Raw genomic sequence first — 18,436 nt, 5'->3', positions numbered from 1 at the left:
CGTTTGTGTTTTTTTATATACCTACCCAAGCCTATAATGCTTTTTTCTTTTCTTTTACAAAAGCGCTTATTTCTGTAAAAAAGGTATGAAATTCTTCTTCATATTCGTTGTAATATTCCTCAAGTTCATTTATGGCATTAGCCATTCCCGAATCATATTTTGTGCGGCGGTCCAACTGGCTCAGGGTACGTGCCACTCCTTCGGGCTTTGCATAGTTTACCAGCCAGTTATGCGCTATCATGTGTGGCAGCATGCTTTGGTTACGCGGGGGCAGTATGTCATAATTATCTTGTAGCAGGCTGTAGAATCCTGCTGCAAATTCTTCTAAAGGAGTAGTATGGTATCGGTGCCAGTTTTTCGCCAGGAAATGATCATAAAATATATCCATAATTACACTGGCATAATGGTGGTATACCGGGTGCAACCGTTTTGTACCCTGCCTGAAAACAGGGTGCACATCTGTAAAAGCATCAATGGCACGGTGCAGTACAATGCCTTTAATTATGCCAGGGCTAAAATCAAGCGGGTGCCCGTGTATGCCATCGGCTATAAAATTGCCGATTTTAATTTCTTCGTCATCTGCTGAAAGATATGCATGGGCAAGTATGTTCATACCCCGAAAATAGGCATTTTTTTTGGTTGGCCGGCATTTTTTAACGATGCATAAGCACAATGCTGTATCTTTGTTTTAATATAAAACAGGAATTATAATGACTTTAATAAAATCTATTTCCGGCATACGGGGAACCATCGGCGGTAAAACCGGGGATAACCTCACACCGGTAGATGCAGTAAAATTTGCTTCGGCTTATGGCACTTTACTCAAACAAAAATCCGATAAAAAAAATATAAAAGTAGTTATAGGCAGAGATGCCCGTATTAGCGGCCCCATGATACATAACCTGGTAATGAATACCCTTACAGGTTTAGGTATTGATGTTATAGACCTGGGCCTTAGCACTACCCCAACGGTAGAAATTGCCGTACCTATGGAAAAGGCAGACGGTGGTATTATACTAACTGCTAGCCATAACCCAAAACAATGGAATGCGCTGAAATTATTAAATGAAAAAGGTGAATTTTTAAGTGCTGCCGATGGTGCGGAAATACTTGAAATTGCAGATAATGAAAATTTTGATTTTGCCGATGTAGACCAGCTTGGTGAGGTAACAATTAATGATGCGTATATGGATATACACATTGATGAGGTGCTGAACCTGCCACTGGTAAATGCTGAAGCAGTTAAGCAAAAGCATTTTAAAGTAGTGGTAGACGGCGTTAATTCATCAGGTGGGATTATTATACCTATGCTCCTGGAGCAGATGGGGGTAGAAGTAGTGAAGTTGTATTGTGAGCCTACAGGGCATTTTCCGCATAACCCGGAGCCGTTAAAAGAGCATTTACAAGATATATGTAGCCTTGTGGTGAAAGAGAAGGCAGATTTTGGTATTGTGGTAGACCCTGATGTAGACCGCCTTGCTTTTATTAGTAATGATGGCGAAATGTTTGGTGAAGAATATACCCTTGTTGCCTGTGCCGACTATGTATTAAGCAAAACTCCGGGAAATACGGTTAGTAATATGTCTTCTTCGCGAGCGCTGTATGACATTACCAAAAAACACGGTGGCAGTTATGAGCCCAGCGCTGTAGGCGAGGTAAATGTGGTAGAGCTGATGAAAAAGAACAATGCCATAATAGGCGGCGAAGGAAATGGCGGAATTATTTACCCCGAACTGCACTACGGGCGCGATGCCGTTGTGGGTGTGGCGTTGTTTTTAACCTACCTGGCCGAAAATAATTATACTGATGTAGCTGCATTGCGCGCCTCATACCCGCAGTATTATATGAGCAAAAACAAAATTGAGCTTACCCCTCAGATAAATGTAGATGCCATACTGGAGGCCATGGCCGGGAAGTATATTGACATGAAAATTTCGCTTGTGGATGGTGTAAAAATTGATTTTCCGAGTGAGTGGGTACATTTACGAAAATCTAATACCGAACCTATTATACGAATTTATACCGAGGCACAAACACAGGAGAAAGCCGATGCCCTTGCCGAAAAAATTATTGGTGAAATTAAAGCCGTAGCAACCCTGTAAGTATGAAAAAATATATAATGCTGGGTGTTGCCTTACTTGTCTTTGCGTCTTTACAAGCGCAGAATATTACTGAAGCCGATAACCAACTTATAAATGAGGGTGGTGCCCAAACCCCTATGCGGGTACTGCAAACTACCAACCCGAAAGACAAGATGGTGTTGCAGACATTATCTGCCGATGTTAACTTAAAAGATGAAATGTTACCCTTGCTTATACAGCGTATGTACAGTACCGTAACCGATACGCTTAACCCCGGTGTGGGTATTGCCGCGCCACAGGTAGGTATTAATAAAAATGTTATATGGGTGCAACGCTTTGATAAACAGGGCGAACCTTTTGAGGTGTACCTTAACCCTAAAATTACGTGGCAATCTGCCTTATTGCGCAAGGGGCCTGAAGGATGCCTCAGTATTCCGGATATAAGGGGAGATGTATTGCGTAGCTATACCATACGGATTACGTATTATGATAAAGACGGAAAATATCATGATGAAATAGTTGAAGGTTTTACTGCAGTAATCTTTCAGCATGAAATTGATCACCTGCTGGGGATATTGTTTACTGACAGGCTGGAGCAGCAGGAACAAAAACACTATACACCGATAAATGGAGAGGTAAACCTTTTTCTTGAAAAACCACTGAAAAGGCAGTAAACCAAGTTGGTTTATAGAAAATATTCAAATTTCTTAAATCCCGAGTTACTTCGGGTGTTATAATAAAAAACGGCCTCAATGTCAGCAGACTATTTGAGGCCGTATAAATTTAACAGATAAGTTAAAGTATATCTTAATAACTATATCTTATTTAGTTGCTGTGGCAGCCTGATATTTTTCAGCTACAGCATTCCAGTTAATTACATTAAAAAAGGCATCTACATAATCAGGCCTTTTGTTTTGGTATTTAAGGTAATAAGCGTGTTCCCAAACATCAAGGCCAAGTATTGGTGTGCCGGATATATCTACGCCCGGCATAAGCGGGTTATCCTGGTTAGGAGTACTGCCTATGGCAAGGTTACCGGTTTTATCTACTACAAGCCATGCCCAGCCAGAACCGAATTGTGTTTTTGCAGCATCAGAAAATTTTTCTTTAAACTGGTCAAAAGAACCAAAGCTTTTGTTTATTGCTTCGGCAAGTGCCCCTGTTGGCGCCCCACCGGCATCAGGGCCCATTATTTGCCAATAAAGCGTGTGGTTATAGTAACCGCCACCGTTATTTCTAACTGCTTTATTTTGCATATCAAGCCCTTTTAAAATATCTTCTATGGATTTTTTTTCCATATCTGTGCCTTTAATGGCTGCATTAAGTTTATTGATATAGCCTGTATAATGTTTAGAGTAGTGTATCTCCATAGTACGGGCATCAATATAAGGCTCAAGCGCATCATAACCATATGGTAATTTTGCTACGCCAAAAGCGCCTTCTTCAGCTTTTACATCATCCGGGTTACCCACAGCAGGGGCTTCTTCCTTTTGAGGTTCGGGTATTTTTACTTCTTCAAGCTCTTTGTTCTCTTTGCATGATTGCATTGCGGCTATGGCAATAAATGCAGCAACATACACTTTGATTTTTTTCATAATTTATGATTTTATTTAATGAGTGAATTTATGGTTTCTATATACATTTTTTTAGCCTCATCTGCCGATAGGTGCCGTACCTGCATCCAGGCATTCATTTTAAATGCACTCCTCAGGTCCATCTCAGGCCAGTTTTTAAATCGTATATCACCTTGTGTAGCCTGCTTATAATAGGCATAAATACGCAGCATAACATCAGGCGGCAATGCCTTTTGCATTGCAGAAGCTTTTTCATAAGCTTCATTAAACAAAGTTTCTATATCTTTTTCGGGCATATCAGGCCTTAACAGCAATTATTGTTTTACCCCCAACAGCTTTTTGGTTGAGCGATACATTTATCTCTGTACCTAAAGGTAAAAATAAATCTACCCTTGAGCCAAATTTAATAAATCCGGCATCGGCACCCTGCACGGCCTGCATACCCTGCTGTGCATAGTTTACAATCCTGCGGGCAAGGGCACCGGCAATCTGGCGGTATAACACCTCGCCAAACACTACGTTTTCAATAACCACGGTAGTCCTTTCGTTTTCTTCGCTGGCTTTTGGGTGCCATGCTACCAGGTATTTACCAGCATGGTATTTGCTGAATTTTATAAGTCCGTTTAGCGGATAGCGGGTAACGTGCACATTAATGGGCGACATAAAGATGGATACCTGTAACCTTTTGTCTTTAAAATATTCAGACTCATATACTTCTTCTATTACTACCACTTTGCCGTCTACAGGTGCCAGTAATAAATGGTCTGCAGCGGTTACCGGCCTTTTTGGGTTCCTGAAAAATTGTAATATAAGTACTAAAAATACCAATACTACCAGTTGTATTATGAATTTTAACGTGGCACTGTCAATAAATTTTTCTGCTAATAAGGCTACAGCCACTGTAATAACAAGTGACACTAAAATTATGCGGGCTCCTTCTTTATGAAACATATAGTATGATTTGATAGTACAAAAATAAGAAAGGTATGGCAAATATAATACTATCTGTCCTGTCAAGTATACCTCCATGCCCCGGCATTATGGTACCGCTGTCTTTTACACCGGCATTGCGCTTCAGTTTAGATTCAACCAAATCGCCCAGTGTGCCAAACAATACCAGTATTACAGCAAAAATTATCCACTGAATGGGTGTTAAAAACTTTAAGTATAGCCCCAGTATATAAGCCGCTGCCATACTAAAAGCCAATCCCCCCAAAAAACCCTCTATGGTTTTTTTTGGTGAAATACGTTCAAATAGTTTATGTTTACCCATGCTTTTGCCCACTATATAAGCAAAAGTATCGTTAGTCCACATCAGGGCAAACATGCCCACTATTATATATGGGTTATAGGTGTTTTGTAAAAAGGGGAGTTTTATGATAAGCAAAAATGGAATAATAATGTAACCGGCTACCCGTGCCAGCTTAGCTGTAACATCTTTAGGTGCGGTAACAGTATTTTTTTTAAAAAGCTCAATAATAAGGTTTACAGAAATAAACAGCGCTGCAAAATTAAGGAGCAGGTTGGTGAGGTAGCCATTAGTTATAAAGTAGCCAAACAGTACCAGCCCTATGGAAGCCATAATTAACGGTATAGTATGTTTAAGGTTAGAGAGCCTGCAAAACTCCAGTACGGAAAGGAATAACAAAACTGAAAACAGGAGTGTAAAACTAAGAGGGGAAAAGAGGGTTGCGGCTAATAGCAGAACAATGTAAATTATGCCTGAAATTGTCCGGGTTACGTTTTCATTCATTCTTAAAGATCTTCTAAAAGCAAAAGGTACAGATTTTTTGCCACACTACCATAGTGCAGGAAATCTTCTTCTTTAGCTTTTTCAAAATATTTTATTGCTGTTATATTGGTAGGATAATCTTTATTATATTTTTGTTTTATTTGCCGTAAAGCATCGCTTTTATTGTGCAGTAACTGGCTGGTAGTGGCAAAAATCACCATGTTATCAGGCAGGTCATTAGGTTTATTTTGTTTTATCTGGTTAGATGAAAATAAAATAGCGCCTTCATCTGCAATAAGATTTTCGCACAGGGCCAGTAAAAATTTAGGATTTTTAGAGTTGGCATAGGTAAGCATGTTTTCTTCAAGCAGGGGTTGCAGGCGTGGCTCGAAACACAGGGCTTCGCACTCAAACCAGTCATTCTCTTCAAGAATATTTAAAAACTCTTCATGTACCTCTCCAAGGTTTTCGCAATATAAAAATTTACCGCCATTTTTCTTAAAATTTACGGTAAACAATTCATCGTCATATACTTGCTTGTTTTCGAGGGCAGCTCCGGCCTCATTGTTAATGTCATCATCATGTGCATCGCTGGCCGAGCCAAAAAGTTTTTTAAAAAGACTCATATGTTACTGTCCTCTTTTTGCATTTGTTAACTCAAAGATAAAAAAATCTTAATTCAATCCGGGAATTGAATTAAGATTTTAGATATTATTTAAGAAAAGGATTAAGCTTCAGTAACTACCTCAGATCCGGGTATCTCCGGTCTGTCATATGGCCTTTTGCCAAATATGCCTTCAAGGTCGTCTTTAAAGATCACTTCTTTTTCTATAAGTATGTCGGCAAGTTTTAAAAGCTTGTCTTTATTTTCATCCAGTATTTGTATAGCACGCTGGTACTGGGCCTCAATAAGTAGTGATATTTCTTTATCAATTACCTGTGCAGTATCTTCAGAATAAGGTTTGGAGAAATTATATTCGCTCTGCCCGCTTGAATCGTAATAGGTAACATTACCCAGTTTTTCATTAAGTCCATATATGGTAACCATGGCGCGTGCCTGTTTGGTCACTTTTTCAAGATCGCTCAGCGCACCGGTAGATATACGGTTAAAAATTACTTTTTCGGCAGCACGCCCTCCCATGGTAGCACACATTTCGTCCATCATCTGATCCGGCCTTACAATAAGGCGTTCTTCAGGCAGGTACCAGGCAGCACCAAGGCTTTGCCCGCGCGGCACTATAGTTACTTTAACCAGTGGTGCAGCGTGTTCCAGCATCCAGCTCACTGTTGCGTGGCCTGCCTCATGTATAGCAATGGCACGCTTTTCTTCGGGAGAAATAATTTTATTTTTCTTTTCAAGGCCACCCACAATACGGTCTACCGCATCAAGAAAATCCTGCTTGTCTACCGCTTTTTTATCCTTACGGGCAGCTACCAGTGCAGCCTCATTACATACATTGGCAATATCAGCCCCGCTAAAGCCGGGAGTTTGTTTGGCCAAAAATTCGGTATCCAGGTCCTCAGATTTTTTAAGAGGCTTAAGGTGTACCTCAAATATTTCTTTACGCTCGCGAATGTCCGGCAGGTCTACATAAATCTGCCTGTCAAAACGTCCGGCACGCATAAGTGCTTTATCCAGTACATCGGCACGGTTGGTAGCGGCAAGCACAATAACATTTGTATTGGTGCCAAAACCATCCATTTCGGTAAGTAGTTGGTTAAGTGTGTTTTCTCTTTCGTCGTTAGAACCCGAGAAATTATTTTTACCACGGGCGCGGCCCACGGCATCAATTTCATCAATAAATATAATAGCGGGCGATTTTTCTTTGGCCTGTTTAAACAGGTCGCGCACTCTTGAGGCACCCACCCCAACAAACATCTCTACAAAGTCTGAACCTGAAAGAGAAAAGAAAGGTACTTTTGCTTCGCCGGCAACGGCCTTTGCAAGCAGGGTTTTACCCGTACCCGGAGGGCCTACAAGCAATGCCCCTTTAGGAATTTTACCTCCAATGTTGGTGTATTTTTCCGGAGTTTTAAGAAATTCTACAATTTCCTGTATTTCTTCTTTGGCACCCTCAAGGCCAGCCACATCTTTAAAGGTAACTTTAATGTCGTTTTTCTCATCAAATAGGCGTGCTTTGCTCTTGCCGATGTTAAATATCTGGCCTCCGGCACCCCCGGCACCCCCACCGGCCATTCGCCGCATCATAAACAGCCACAAGGCCACCAGGATAAGTATAGGTAACAGGGTTATAAGTATATCGCCCCACATGCTTTCCGGCTCGGGGTCATAGTCGTTAAGTTTTCCTTCTTCTCGGGCTTCATCCAGCCTTTTCTGAAAAAGTTCTGAGTTACCTATTTCAAGGTTGTAGTGCGGGCCTTTGTTTTCTTCGCCAAACATATTATTACGCACCTTTTTATGTTCGGGCTTTTCGAGCGCTGTAGGTTTTAAGTATACCTGTGCCGTAGTTTTATTAAAAATAACTTTGTCTACCTGGCTGCTGTCTAAGTATTTATAAAAATTAGAAAGCGATATAGGTTTTGGGTCATGCCATGCAGAACCACCGGCCACCCAGTTTATAGCAAGGAAAATTAACAGGATTCCCCCGTAAATTAGCCACGGACTTACTTTGTATTTGTTTGGTTTATTATCTTTTGACATTGCTGTTTTTTCTCCTGTTTAGTAGTTGTTGCCTATTGAGGTTATGCGGGCATCGCCCCATAAACTCTCTATGTTATAATATTCGCGTACATGTTTTTGAAATACATGCACTACTATATTTACGTAATCCATGAGCACCCACTCTCCGTTGTCTGTACCTTCAACGTGCCATGGTTTATCTTTTAATGCTTTAGAAACTGTTTTTTGGATGGATTGAACTATAGCGTTCACCTGTGTGTTTGATGTACCGTTGCATATTACAAAATAATCGCATACGGTATTATCTATTGCCCTGAGGTCGAGAATATCTATATCATTGCCTTTAACTTCTTCAATACCTTTGATGATTTGTGTTAGTAGATCATCATTACTTACATTGTTTTTCGCCATTTAAAAAATTATATATTTCGCAAAGTTACCATTTTTTGTATTTATTTTTGAACCCAATCTTTTGTTAAAAATACAAAATACTGCGTATACTTTTATCATGAATGTTATCAAACTCAGTGCCATTAACTCTACTAATGATTATTTAAAGCAACTATGCACTACCCAATATGTTGAAAATTTTACACTGGTAGTGGCTGAAAACCAGATACAAGGCCGTGGACAAATGGGTGCAGAGTGGCAGGTAGAGCCGGGTAAAAACTTAACTTTTAGTGTTTTAGTAAAAGATTTGTTGCTGGGGATTGATGAAATTTTTAACCTTAATGCGGCTACTGCGGTTAGCATTGCCCAGGCGCTTGAAAATGAAAATATAAGCGGGATATCGATTAAATGGCCTAACGACATTTTGGCAGGCAATAAAAAAACCGGCGGCATACTTATAGAAAATAGTATTAAAAACAACGGCGAGATATTTTCTATAATAGGTATAGGACTTAATGTGAACCAGATGGGCTTTAACGGCCTGCCAAAGGCAACCTCTCTTTTTAACCATGCAGGCAGGCAATTTGACAAATATGACCTTATGGTAAAAATAGGGGAACAGCTAAAGCAAAATGTTTCACGGTTGAGAAATGATGACAGCAGCAGCATCTGGAAGTATTATGAGCAAAAGCTGTACCGCAAGGGCATACCCTCGGCCTTTGAGAAGAATAATGAACGGTTTATGGGCATTATAAAGGGTGTGGGTAAAACAGGGCTTTTACAGGTACAGCTTGAAGACGACACTATTGCCGAATACAAAATAAAAGAAGTACAGTTGCTGTATTAACAGCCTTACTGTACTTCTTTGCAATTATTAGCCGGAATATATAATACTTTTATTATTCGTCGTCACCCTCCTCATCATCTTCCTCCGGGGCATCAAATTCATTTAATAAAAAATCTACCACAAGCTCAACGGCATCGCCATCGGCATCAAGGCCCCAATAAGCAGGGTAGTACCCATCTCCCCAGCCTGATGCAAACATTATAGCATTGTTGTCTGAATCTTTGTCCGGGTGGTGGTCGTTCCAGTCGCCCAATTCGCGCGAAAAACTGTTTTTACCACTATATTGCCTAAACTCTTCTCCCAGCACTTCGTCATAATAATTGGCTTCGGGGTCGGCATCCTGCACTTCATCAATCCTTTGTGCCAGCCTTTCGCTGGTTTCTTCATCAATAAAGCAGGCTAAACCAGACTCTACAGGAAAACCATAAAATTCGTCATTGCCAAGTTCGTCCAGTTCTTTCGAGGTTAAATCTTCGGTTAGTGCCAGTATCCATCGGGTTGCCTGTTCGGGCCTGAATTTTATTTTTGCATAAGCAACACGGTGTTGCTTTCTTTCGGTTTCTGCCATGTAAATGTAAACCGGATATTTATCCGGTACAACTGTGCGGGCAAAAGGAGGCTGTTCATCAGTATAAAAAGGGTCTGCGGCTATAATTTTACCGGTAGGCAGATTTACATCGCCTACATGTATTTCTACAAACTCCTGTCCGTCCATTGCTTCTTCCAGATCGTAAGGCAACTCAAAGTTATTGATGTCTTTCATTTTTTATGAAGTATATATTGTAAGATTAAAGGTACTGAAAACCTTTTGTAAAGTTTGGGCACTTTATAAAATCTTTAACCTGATAAAAAAACTGCTATTCTTTTTCTTGGGGTGCAGGGTTGTCAGCTTCAAAAATAGGATCAGGCGCTTCGGGTATTTGCAAGTTAGGGCTAAGGCTGGGTATAAGGGTTTGCATTGCCTCAAGTGAATTGCCAGACGCATCAATAAAATACCAGTTTTTGCCTCCGTTTTCTGATAATGCTATAAGAGTAGTTATGGCAGTAAGCCTGCCACCGGGTACCTTCATTTCTATCATTTGCGGAAAGGTACACTGAAGTTCTTCTCCCGATGTTTCTATTTTTGAGAGTTCTCCAAAGTTTACAGAGAGAAATTTAACATTGGTTTCCTTTTCAAGTTCTTTTAATGATGCTATGGTTTCTTTCTTCATTTTTTCGGCACCACCCATAACCCGTATTACCGCCGGGTGGGTAAATTGAAAAAAAGTATCGTAATCTTTATCAATAAAGGCTTTTGCCATGCTATTTGCCTGCAGCATTATTGCCTTGTGTAAATCGGCATCGGGTTGTTGCGCCCGGCAGTACCAACCGGTAAATAATATAACAGATAACAAAAACCTGAATTTCATAGCAGCTATTTTGCGCTAATTTATAAAAAAAGCCTGAAAACAGGCTTTTACTAATTTTTTACGTGTGTTGCACGTGTGAGTGGTTTAATAAACAGGGTCGTCATCTGTGCCGGAGCCTGCTATAAGGGTAACAAATATTACCCCCCATGCCAAAAGGAAATTAGAAACTGTTTTCATAGCGGTTAAATTTTGGTTAGCAAAAGCTTTAATGCCCTGGCCGGGTAAGGGGCATTAAAAAAAAGCAGCACCCCCGTAAGGGAGTGCTGCTAAGTTAATTAAATTAACTATTTGGTAATAATAAAATTTAAAATTTTATTTAGAGTTTATGCATGTTGCCTGCAAGTGTTTCAATAAATTTTGTAATGGGCCCTTTTATCATCATGGCCATCATGGCATTAAATTCACCTTCAAAAAAAAGCTGTACCTGGGCAGATGTTTCAGTAATAGCATCTATATTACCTGTGAGTGTAAAAGGCAGTTTATCGCTTGCCGCCCCTAATACCAGTTTGCTAGCGGGCTGCTTTTCCTTAATCTTTAATTTAATTTCGGGCATGCCTTTAAGGGCAAAAATAAAAGAATCTTCTCCCGTTACCTCAAATTTTGCGGTGTTTTCGGGCATTAGTTTCTGAAAATTCTTTACATCACTCAGGGCATCAAAAATATATTGTGCAGGCTTATCAACGGTTACTTTCGGGCTTTCTAAATTCATAATGTGTCAGATTTTACCCCAAAAGTATTTATTTATCTTTTACCAAAAAGTTTTTCTATCTGTTTTTTGACAAACATGTTTGAAGTACCTTCATGCGTACCCTCTGCTTTAGTATTTGTATTTTAATTACAGATTACTCCTGCCCCCAAGTTGACGGGTTTTTGCGCCATGATTTTAGCAACTCTTCTTCTTTTTCAGTAATATATTGCTTTTCTACTGCTTTTTCTAAAAGCGTATCATAATTACCAAGTGTGTGTAGTGTAATATTGGCATTTTTAAAATTTTCAACCGATACATCAAAACCGTATGTAAATATGGCTACCATGCCTTTTACATTGGCCCCGGCGGCTTTTAGCGCCTCAACTGCCTGCAAACTGCTATTTCCGGTACTTATAAGGTCTTCTACCACAATTACATTTTGTCCTTTTTGCAAAAAACCTTCTATCTGGTTTTGGCGGCCGTGTTTTTTTGGCTCTGGTCGCACATACACAAAGGGTAGCCCCATATACTCTGCCACCAGCATGCCAATGCCAATAGCGCCTGTAGCTACGCCTGCAATAACCTCGGGCTTTCCAAATTCTTTTTCTATATGTTTAGAAAATTCTTCGCGAATGTAATTACGAATCGGGGGAAATGATAGCGTTACACGGTTATCACAATATATGGGAGATTTCCATCCGGAAGCCCATGTAAAAGGATTTTTTGGATTTAATTTAATTGCGTTTATTTGTAAAAGCAATTCGGCCGTTTTTTTAGCGATGTCTGTGTTGAAAATCATATTGCAAATGTATAAAGTTTTTGTGAACGATAAGCCACTTTTTTTGACCGACAGGGTTGAAAAGGAGACCGATTTCCAGATGTTTTTGTTGGAAAGTGTAGATATTGAGCAGCTTATTAAAAACATTTTTAATAATAAAGTAGGCAAGGCCTCTTTATATTATCCTGATGCCAGGGTGATATTAAAAAAGCTTAAGGAAAAAATACCGGCAGCAAAAGCGGGGGGTGGCCTTGTGCGCAACACCAAAGGTGAAGTGCTGTTTATTTTCAGGAATGGAAAGTGGGACCTGCCCAAAGGCGGGACCGAAAAAGGGGAGGATATTGAAGATACTGCGGTTAGGGAAGTAGAAGAAGAAACCGGATGCAAGGGGCTTAAAATAACCAAAAAACTGCAAAAAACATATCATATTTTTAAGCGCAATGGCCAGTATAAACTGAAAATTACCCACTGGTTTGAAATGAAAACCAGTTACGAGGGTAAATTAACAGGGCAGGCCAACGAAGGCATTGAGCAGGTAGCCTGGCTAAACCCTGAGCAGATAAAAGAAGCACTCACCAATTCTTACGAAAACATTAAGCTGCTGTTTGAAAAAGAAACTGTAGCAAAGCAGGGGCAACATCTATAATGCTTATAAATAACCGGGTGTTGGTTCAAACCAAATTTATTTTATTTTTCGGTATACCGGGTATTGCCTGTGTGCTTTTTCGTAATAGTCAGAGTGGGTATATATCCAGTCAAGCTGGGCATCGGGATTAGTGGCTAATGTTTTGTTTTGTTGTTTTTCTATTTCAAACTGTTTTTTAAGCTCCGGGTTGTCTCTGAGCAGTTGTACTGCCGTATCTTCAAAAACATAGGCTGAAAAATATTCTTTTTGCTGTAATATGCTGTCAAAAAAGTTCCAGTTAAAAAAAGAGTCAGACCCCTGTGGTTCCAGCGTTTCCATGAGATATTTTACACCGGGTTGGCGGGTGCTTACAATATAATCGCCTTTGTGAAACGTTATTTTTTGGGTAGCGGCAACAACCTGTGTGTTGTAATGCATGTAATGACCTTCATAAGGATAATCTACCGTTTCAAAATTTTCTATATGGTAGCTTTGCACTTCTATCACCGTATCTTTTTTAAGCTCATACATTTCAATATTGTTTAGCTTTAACAGTTCGGCAATATTCCACCAGGCTTTGGGCACAATATAGGCCTCCGGTATTTTTACCTGTACGGTAGGCTGGTATTCCTGGTAGTATTTAATTATTTTTTCAAATGGCCTGGCGCGGTCATAATATAACCGTGGCGCTGCGGATACTCCACTTTTTTTGTAGCCTGCTTCATAGCCTTTAAAGGGCAGGAGTGTAACCCGTGCCGAATCTGTTTTCCATTGCAGGGTATATTCATTCCCCGGTACAAAGGCATCCCTGTTTGCGGCCCGTATGTTTTTAATTGTTGTGCTGTGTGCATCCATATAGGCTATGGTTTCTGCCATATAGGTATAAGTTACGGCTACCCTGTCGGCATAGGGTTTCAGCATGTGGGTTTCGGGCATGGTTCCCGGTACATCAAACATTGAGGCATATCCGGTAGAGAAGCGGGGATAGTCCATAAACTGTGTAAATCCGTTATCCGGTTTTTCGTCATGGATGTTAACATAAGGCGTGGCATCAATGCCTTTTGCCTTCATGATGGCTAAAATTGCAGGCTGCATTTCATTTTTATAGTAATTGCCTAGGCTGCCCCCCAGTTTTTGATGTTGTGTAGCCACATAAGTAAATGTGTACTGATAATCGGCACCATTGCTTACATGGTTATCTATAAAAATATCGGGTTTAATAGTATGAAAAATCTCAGTAAAGCTGCGGGCATTTTTGGTGTCGCACTTTACAAAATCACGGTTAAGGTCATAATTACGGGCATTGCCCCTGAAACCATAACTTTCCGGCCCGTTCTGGTTGGCGCGGCTGTGGCTGTTGCGGTTTAGCGCGCCACCAATGTTATATACCGGTATGGCTACAATAACCGTATTTTTAGGCGGGGTTATTTTTCCGGTTGCTAAATCGCGAAACAACATCATAGAGGCATCTATGCCATCGGGTTCGCCGGGGTGTATGCCGTTATTAATAAGCAATATGCTTTTACTTTGGCGTAGCTTTGAAAAATCAAATTCTTTTTCGGGGTTATATATTATAATATGTAACGGTTCGCCACTATCCGTTTGCCCCATTTGTTTTAGCTGTACCGTTTCAAAATCTTTATCAAGTTTCTGACAAAACGTTATGGTCTCACTATAAGTAGCGGCCTGGTTGCCGTTACCTTTTTCAAAAGGGGTTTTATATAATAGTTTTTTCTGGCCGTGCAGCAATACCGGCAGTAATAGCAACAGTAAAAATTTCCTCATGCAAATACAATTACTTAACGCGTACCGAATCGGGTACTAAAATGGTATAATCGCCGCCATTACGCAATACATCGCGCACAATGCTTGAGCTGATGAACGATGTTTTTGCGGCTGTTAATAAAAATACAGTTTCAATTTTAGAAAGCTGGCGGTTGGTGTGGGCAATGGCCTTTTCAAATTCAAAGTCGGCCGGGTTGCGCAGCCCGCGCAATATAAATTTAGCCCCCACCTTTTTACAGAAGTCTATAGTAAGGCCTTCATACGTGGTAACTTCAACCTTTGGCTCATTGGCAAAGGCTTCTTCTATAAAACGTTTGCGTTCTTCCAGCGAAAACATATATTTTTTTTCGGAATTAACCCCAATGGCAATAATTATTTTATCAAACAGGTGAACCCCGCGTTTTATAATATCATAATGGCCTAGCGTAATAGGATCAAACGATCCTGGGAAAAGTGCTATTTTCATAACTAAAGTTAGTTTATTTCAAGACAGGCAATGTCTTTTTGTGAATTATCATGTAAAAAACTTTCAATAACAGAAGCTTTTGAAATTAAAAGTTGAGCCAAACCAGGTGTAGTTGTATTGCCACTGCGTATCCATATTATTTTTGGAGGATTTCCTTTTAAATTGCTTATATCAAAAAAGTCTGCGTCAAATGTAACTATTGTATAATTGTTTTGTTTTGCAAAATACCAGATGTCAATGTCAGTATCATTTTCAATACCTAACTCCCTTACTTGTGTTGTTTCCGGAATGATATGACTTATTTTAGCAATAAGTCTGAAAGAAATATTCTGGTCGAGCAATAACCTCACGAAGCAATACTGGTTTTGTGTTCTTTATCTGCTGCATAGGAAAGGCAGGCTTTGACTTGTTCTTCAGTCAGTTCTGGGAAATCGTTTAAAATATCGCTAATAGACATACCGTTTGCAAACCAGCTTAAAACATCATACACAGAAATTCGTGTACCGTTTACAACCGGCTTCCCAAAGCGCACATTTGCATTTATAGATAGATATTTTTTATAATCGATCATAATTCAAATATATGATATATTTTTCTAACTACTTCTTCCATAACACCTTTCTTTTCTGTGCCAGTTGTATTTCGCTTTCCAGCAATTCGGCAAACGGTATACCCGCATGCTGTGCCTGCTGCGGAAAAATACTTTGTGGCGAAAGTCCGGGGTTGGTATTCATTTCTATAAAATACGGTACGCCCTCCATAATGATAAATTCACTACGGGTAAAACCGCTCATGCCCAGGGCTTCATAAGCTTTAATGGCGGTTTGCCTAACGCGGTCTTCGGTAGTTTTGTCTATACGGGCAGGGGTAATTTCATCGCTCTTACCCTCATATTTAGCTTCGTAATCAAAAAAATCGTTGTGCGATATAATTTCGGTAATGCCCAAAACGGTAGTTTCACCTTTAAAATTCAATACCCCAACCGATACTTCAACTCCTTTAATGTATGCCTCAATAAGCACATCGCTGTCTTCTTTAAAGGCTTTTTGTAGTGCTGCATCAAACTCTTCGGGATTGTTTACCTTGCTAATACCCAGGCTGCTGCCGCTTTGGTTGGGTTTTACCATAAAAGGCAGGCCAAGTGTGGCAATTACTTCGGTAGCTGTAATAGCATCACCTTTAGAAAGGTATATGGATTTTGCCTTGGGTATGTCAAATTTATTGAGTACACTCAGCGTATCGCGCTTGTTAAAAGTAAGCGCACTCTGGTAAAAGCCACAACCTGTATAGTTAAGGCCTATGAGCTCCCAGTAGGCCTGTAGGTGGCCATCTTCTCCGGGGGTGCCGTGTATGGTGTTTATGGCTATATCGAATTGTATCTTTTTATCATCTTTTACAAAACTGAAATCAGATTTATCTATATCATACTTACTATCGTTAGCAAGTACATACCAGCCTTCGGGCAAAATACGTACTTCATAAACGGTATATTTATCGGGATCCAGGTTTTTGAGTATTAACTGGCCGCTACGTATGGAAATGACGGACTCATCGCTATATCCGCCTACAACTACTCCTATATTCATCCGGTTGCTTATTACTTAGGGCAAAAGCCTTGGCAAAAATATCATTATTTGTACAAACTTATAAAGTTTAGTATTTATATATTTGCGGAAACGTATTTATATGAGCCTAAAGGATTTTTTAAAGAGTAGGGTATTTCTTATCCAGATAGCTATAGCGCTGGGTATTGTAATAGTAGTGATTTTTATCACACTGAGGTGGATGGCGTTTACTACCAACCATGGTGAAGAAATTATAGTGCCCAACCTTAGTAAAATGACCGTTGAAAAGGCAGCGGAGACACTTGAAGGGCTTGACCTTGATTATGAAGTTATAGATACTGTTGATTTTAATGCTGATTTTGCCCCTTATACGGTAACCGAACAGGATCCGTTTCCGTCGGTTGGGGTAAAAGAAGGACGGAAAATTTACCTTAAAGTAAATGCCGGAAAGTATGCCAGCATACCGGTGCCCGATTTAATGCAAAAAACACACAGGCAGGCCATACTGATGCTTAAAAGCCGAGGACTGGAAGAAGGTGAAATTACTTATGAGCCTTATCTTGCCAAAGATGTAGTGCTGGAAATGAAATATAAAGGCAGGACCCTGAGGCCGGGCGATAAAGTGAGCAAAGCCAGTAAAATTGACCTGGTTTTGGGTGATGGTAAAACTGGGTACAGTGAGGACACTGAAACAGACCCTGCCACCGGTATAGATGAAAATAGTGACAAGGAAGGAGATACGGAGTAAATGACAACAAAACCTATAGTAGCGCAGGAGCCGGAAGATGATGAATTGTATGAGCACTACCGCTTTGAAGCAGGTAAAGGCCAACAACCCCTGCGGGTAGATAAGTTTTTGATGAACCTGGTGGAAAATGCCACCCGAAACAAAATACAGAAAGCTGCCGAAGCCGGTAATATTTATGTGAATGATGTTCCGGTAAAGAGCAACCATAAGGTGAAAAGTAACGATGTGGTGCGTGTGTTGTTAGAGCATCCGCCATATGAATACCTGCTGGAACCCGAGAATATTCCCCTGAATATAGTTTATGAGGACGACCAGCTTTTGGTTGTAAATAAAGAGCCCGGCATGGTGGTGCATCCCGGTCACGGCAATTATAGTGGTACGTTGGTAAATGCGCTGGCATACCATTTTGATAACCTGCCCATGAACAGCAGTGAGCGCCCGGGGCTTGTGCACCGTATAGATAAAGATACATCGGGGTTACTGGTTATTGCCAAGACCGAGCAGGCCATGACGTACCTTACCAAACAGTTTGCCGATAAAACCAGCGAGCGTGAGTATATTGCGTTGGTTTGGGGTAACGTTAAGGAAGATGAGGGTACCATTGAAGGCAATATAGACCGTCACCCTAAAGACCGTATGCAGATGTCGGTTTATCCTGATGGGGAGCAGGGCAAGCACGCGGTTACCCACTATAAAGTTTTAGAGCGTTTTGGCTATGTTACACTGGTAAGCTGCAGGCTGGAAACCGGGCGTACGCACCAGATACGTGTACACATGAAATATATTGGGCATACCCTTTTTAATGATGCCCGTTATGGTGGCGATATTATACTAAAAGGAACCACGTTTACTAAATATAAACAGTTTATAGATAACTGCTTTAAAATACTGCCCCGACAGGCACTGCATGCCAAAACATTAGGTTTTGAGCACCCCACTACAAAAGAGTTTATGCGTTTTGACAGCGACCTTCCTGCCGATATGGTAGAATGTATTGAAAAATGGCGTACCTATTCAAAATCACATACCGCAGAGGAAGAGGAATAATCTAGTCATTGCGGGGAGGTACGACGAAGCAATTTATGCCTGATTAATGATTAGATTTTT

Annotated in this window: 23 protein-coding genes; 6 read left to right on the top strand and 17 right to left on the bottom strand. The window is 40.4% G+C overall.

Annotation, left to right across the window (positions count from 1 at the left end; translation table 11 throughout):
* Positions 1-31 precede the first annotated feature (31 nt).
* Positions 32-613, bottom strand: coding sequence for an acyl carrier protein phosphodiesterase (locus tag ABS766_RS00930; RefSeq protein ID WP_408083201.1), 582 nt, complete (start codon positions 611-613; stop codon positions 32-34).
* A gap of 97 nt (positions 614-710) precedes the next feature.
* Between ABS766_RS00930 and glmM the strand changes: the two genes are divergently transcribed.
* Positions 711-2,102, top strand: coding sequence for a phosphoglucosamine mutase (gene glmM, locus ABS766_RS00925; RefSeq protein ID WP_408083200.1), 1,392 nt, complete (start codon positions 711-713; stop codon positions 2,100-2,102).
* A 2-nt stretch (positions 2,103-2,104) separates the two neighbouring features.
* Positions 2,105-2,755 carry a peptide deformylase gene (gene def, locus ABS766_RS00920; protein ID WP_408083199.1) on the top strand — a complete coding sequence of 217 codons (651 nt, stop codon included), beginning with the start codon at positions 2,105-2,107 and terminating at the stop codon, positions 2,753-2,755.
* Positions 2,756-2,902: 147 nt separating this feature from the next.
* Here def and ABS766_RS00915 read toward each other — a convergent pair whose 3' ends face one another.
* From ABS766_RS00915 to rsfS, 7 genes are all read right to left on the bottom strand, one after another.
* Positions 2,903-3,628 (bottom strand): superoxide dismutase, encoded by a 726-nt coding sequence (locus ABS766_RS00915; RefSeq protein WP_408083492.1) that lies wholly within the window; start codon positions 3,626-3,628, stop codon positions 2,903-2,905.
* 59 nt (positions 3,629-3,687) lie between these two features.
* The gene (locus ABS766_RS00910; protein WP_408083198.1) at positions 3,688-3,951 is read right to left on the bottom strand and encodes an acyl-CoA-binding protein; all 264 of its coding nucleotides are present in this window, start codon (positions 3,949-3,951) and stop codon (positions 3,688-3,690) included.
* Position 3,952: 1 nt separating this feature from the next.
* Positions 3,953-4,606, bottom strand: coding sequence for a phosphatidylserine decarboxylase family protein (locus ABS766_RS00905; protein ID WP_408083197.1), 654 nt, complete (start codon positions 4,604-4,606; stop codon positions 3,953-3,955).
* On the bottom strand, positions 4,596-5,408 hold the full coding sequence (locus ABS766_RS00900; protein WP_408083196.1) for a phosphatidate cytidylyltransferase: 813 nt from the start codon (positions 5,406-5,408) through the stop codon (positions 4,596-4,598). The genes ABS766_RS00905 and ABS766_RS00900 overlap by 11 nt, the downstream gene beginning before the upstream one ends.
* Before the next feature lie 2 nt (positions 5,409-5,410).
* Positions 5,411-6,013, bottom strand: coding sequence for a lactate utilization protein B/C (locus ABS766_RS00895; protein ID WP_408083194.1), 603 nt, complete (start codon positions 6,011-6,013; stop codon positions 5,411-5,413).
* Positions 6,014-6,114: 101 nt separating this feature from the next.
* Positions 6,115-8,049, bottom strand: coding sequence for an ATP-dependent zinc metalloprotease FtsH (gene ftsH / locus ABS766_RS00890; RefSeq protein WP_408083192.1), 1,935 nt, complete (start codon positions 8,047-8,049; stop codon positions 6,115-6,117).
* Between the two features lie 18 nt (positions 8,050-8,067).
* Positions 8,068-8,439, bottom strand: a complete 372-nt coding sequence (rsfS, locus tag ABS766_RS00885; RefSeq protein ID WP_408083190.1) for a ribosome silencing factor — start codon at positions 8,437-8,439, stop codon at positions 8,068-8,070.
* Positions 8,440-8,536: 97 nt separating this feature from the next.
* Between rsfS and ABS766_RS00880 the strand changes: the two genes are divergently transcribed.
* A complete protein-coding gene (locus ABS766_RS00880; RefSeq protein WP_408083188.1) occupies positions 8,537-9,265 on the top strand; it encodes a biotin--[acetyl-CoA-carboxylase] ligase in 729 nt (242 codons plus the stop codon).
* Between the two features lie 52 nt (positions 9,266-9,317).
* On the opposite strand, the gene ABS766_RS00875 is transcribed toward ABS766_RS00880, so the two are convergent.
* The 4 genes from ABS766_RS00875 to pyrE all read right to left on the bottom strand — a co-directional run bounded on the left by ABS766_RS00875 (position 9,318) and on the right by pyrE (position 12,161).
* On the bottom strand, positions 9,318-10,028 hold the full coding sequence (locus ABS766_RS00875; protein WP_408083187.1) for a DUF4241 domain-containing protein: 711 nt from the start codon (positions 10,026-10,028) through the stop codon (positions 9,318-9,320).
* Positions 10,029-10,122: 94 nt separating this feature from the next.
* Entirely contained in the window at positions 10,123-10,674 is a 552-nt protein-coding gene (locus ABS766_RS00870) for a hypothetical protein (RefSeq protein WP_408083186.1), read from the bottom strand.
* 316 nt (positions 10,675-10,990) lie between these two features.
* Complete coding sequence (locus ABS766_RS00865) at positions 10,991-11,383, bottom strand: SRPBCC family protein (protein ID WP_408083185.1); 393 nt, start codon at positions 11,381-11,383, stop codon at positions 10,991-10,993.
* A 133-nt stretch (positions 11,384-11,516) separates the two neighbouring features.
* Complete coding sequence (pyrE, locus tag ABS766_RS00860) at positions 11,517-12,161, bottom strand: orotate phosphoribosyltransferase (protein WP_408083184.1); 645 nt, start codon at positions 12,159-12,161, stop codon at positions 11,517-11,519.
* Between the two features lie 7 nt (positions 12,162-12,168).
* On the opposite strand from pyrE, the gene ABS766_RS00855 reads away from it, so the two are divergent.
* On the top strand, positions 12,169-12,786 hold the full coding sequence (locus ABS766_RS00855; protein WP_408083183.1) for an NUDIX hydrolase: 618 nt from the start codon (positions 12,169-12,171) through the stop codon (positions 12,784-12,786).
* A 36-nt stretch (positions 12,787-12,822) separates the two neighbouring features.
* Here the strand turns inward: ABS766_RS00855 and ABS766_RS00850 are convergent, their stop codons facing one another.
* Genes ABS766_RS00850 through ABS766_RS00830 form a run of 5 tightly spaced genes read right to left on the bottom strand, consistent with a single transcriptional unit; the run spans position 12,823 to position 16,602 of the window.
* A complete protein-coding gene (locus ABS766_RS00850) occupies positions 12,823-14,550 on the bottom strand; it encodes a M14 family metallopeptidase (protein ID WP_408083182.1) in 1,728 nt (575 codons plus the stop codon).
* Between the two features lie 10 nt (positions 14,551-14,560).
* Complete coding sequence (gene coaD, locus ABS766_RS00845) at positions 14,561-15,016, bottom strand: pantetheine-phosphate adenylyltransferase (RefSeq protein WP_408083181.1); 456 nt, start codon at positions 15,014-15,016, stop codon at positions 14,561-14,563.
* A gap of 8 nt (positions 15,017-15,024) precedes the next feature.
* Positions 15,025-15,366 carry a DUF5615 family PIN-like protein gene (locus tag ABS766_RS00840; RefSeq protein ID WP_408083180.1) on the bottom strand — a complete coding sequence of 114 codons (342 nt, stop codon included), beginning with the start codon at positions 15,364-15,366 and terminating at the stop codon, positions 15,025-15,027.
* The gene (locus ABS766_RS00835) at positions 15,363-15,587 is read right to left on the bottom strand and encodes a DUF433 domain-containing protein (protein ID WP_408083179.1); all 225 of its coding nucleotides are present in this window, start codon (positions 15,585-15,587) and stop codon (positions 15,363-15,365) included. The genes ABS766_RS00840 and ABS766_RS00835 overlap by 4 nt, the downstream gene beginning before the upstream one ends.
* Before the next feature lie 28 nt (positions 15,588-15,615).
* Positions 15,616-16,602 carry a D-alanine--D-alanine ligase gene (locus ABS766_RS00830; RefSeq protein ID WP_408083178.1) on the bottom strand — a complete coding sequence of 329 codons (987 nt, stop codon included), beginning with the start codon at positions 16,600-16,602 and terminating at the stop codon, positions 15,616-15,618.
* A gap of 100 nt (positions 16,603-16,702) precedes the next feature.
* Here ABS766_RS00830 and ABS766_RS00825 point away from each other — a divergent pair, with 100 nt between their 5' ends.
* Both ABS766_RS00825 and ABS766_RS00820 read left to right on the top strand, forming a co-directional pair.
* Positions 16,703-17,329, top strand: a complete 627-nt coding sequence (locus ABS766_RS00825) for a PASTA domain-containing protein (RefSeq protein WP_408083177.1) — start codon at positions 16,703-16,705, stop codon at positions 17,327-17,329.
* Positions 17,330-18,376 carry an RluA family pseudouridine synthase gene (locus ABS766_RS00820; protein ID WP_408083176.1) on the top strand — a complete coding sequence of 349 codons (1,047 nt, stop codon included), beginning with the start codon at positions 17,330-17,332 and terminating at the stop codon, positions 18,374-18,376.
* Positions 18,377-18,436: the final 60 nt, after the last annotated feature.

Origin of the sequence: Flavobacterium rhizosphaerae (assembly GCF_046000445.1) — a bacterium.
Taxonomy (GTDB): Bacteria; Bacteroidota; Bacteroidia; order Flavobacteriales; family Flavobacteriaceae; genus Flavobacterium; species Flavobacterium rhizosphaerae.
This window is presented reverse-complemented; position numbering and strand designations above follow the sequence as displayed.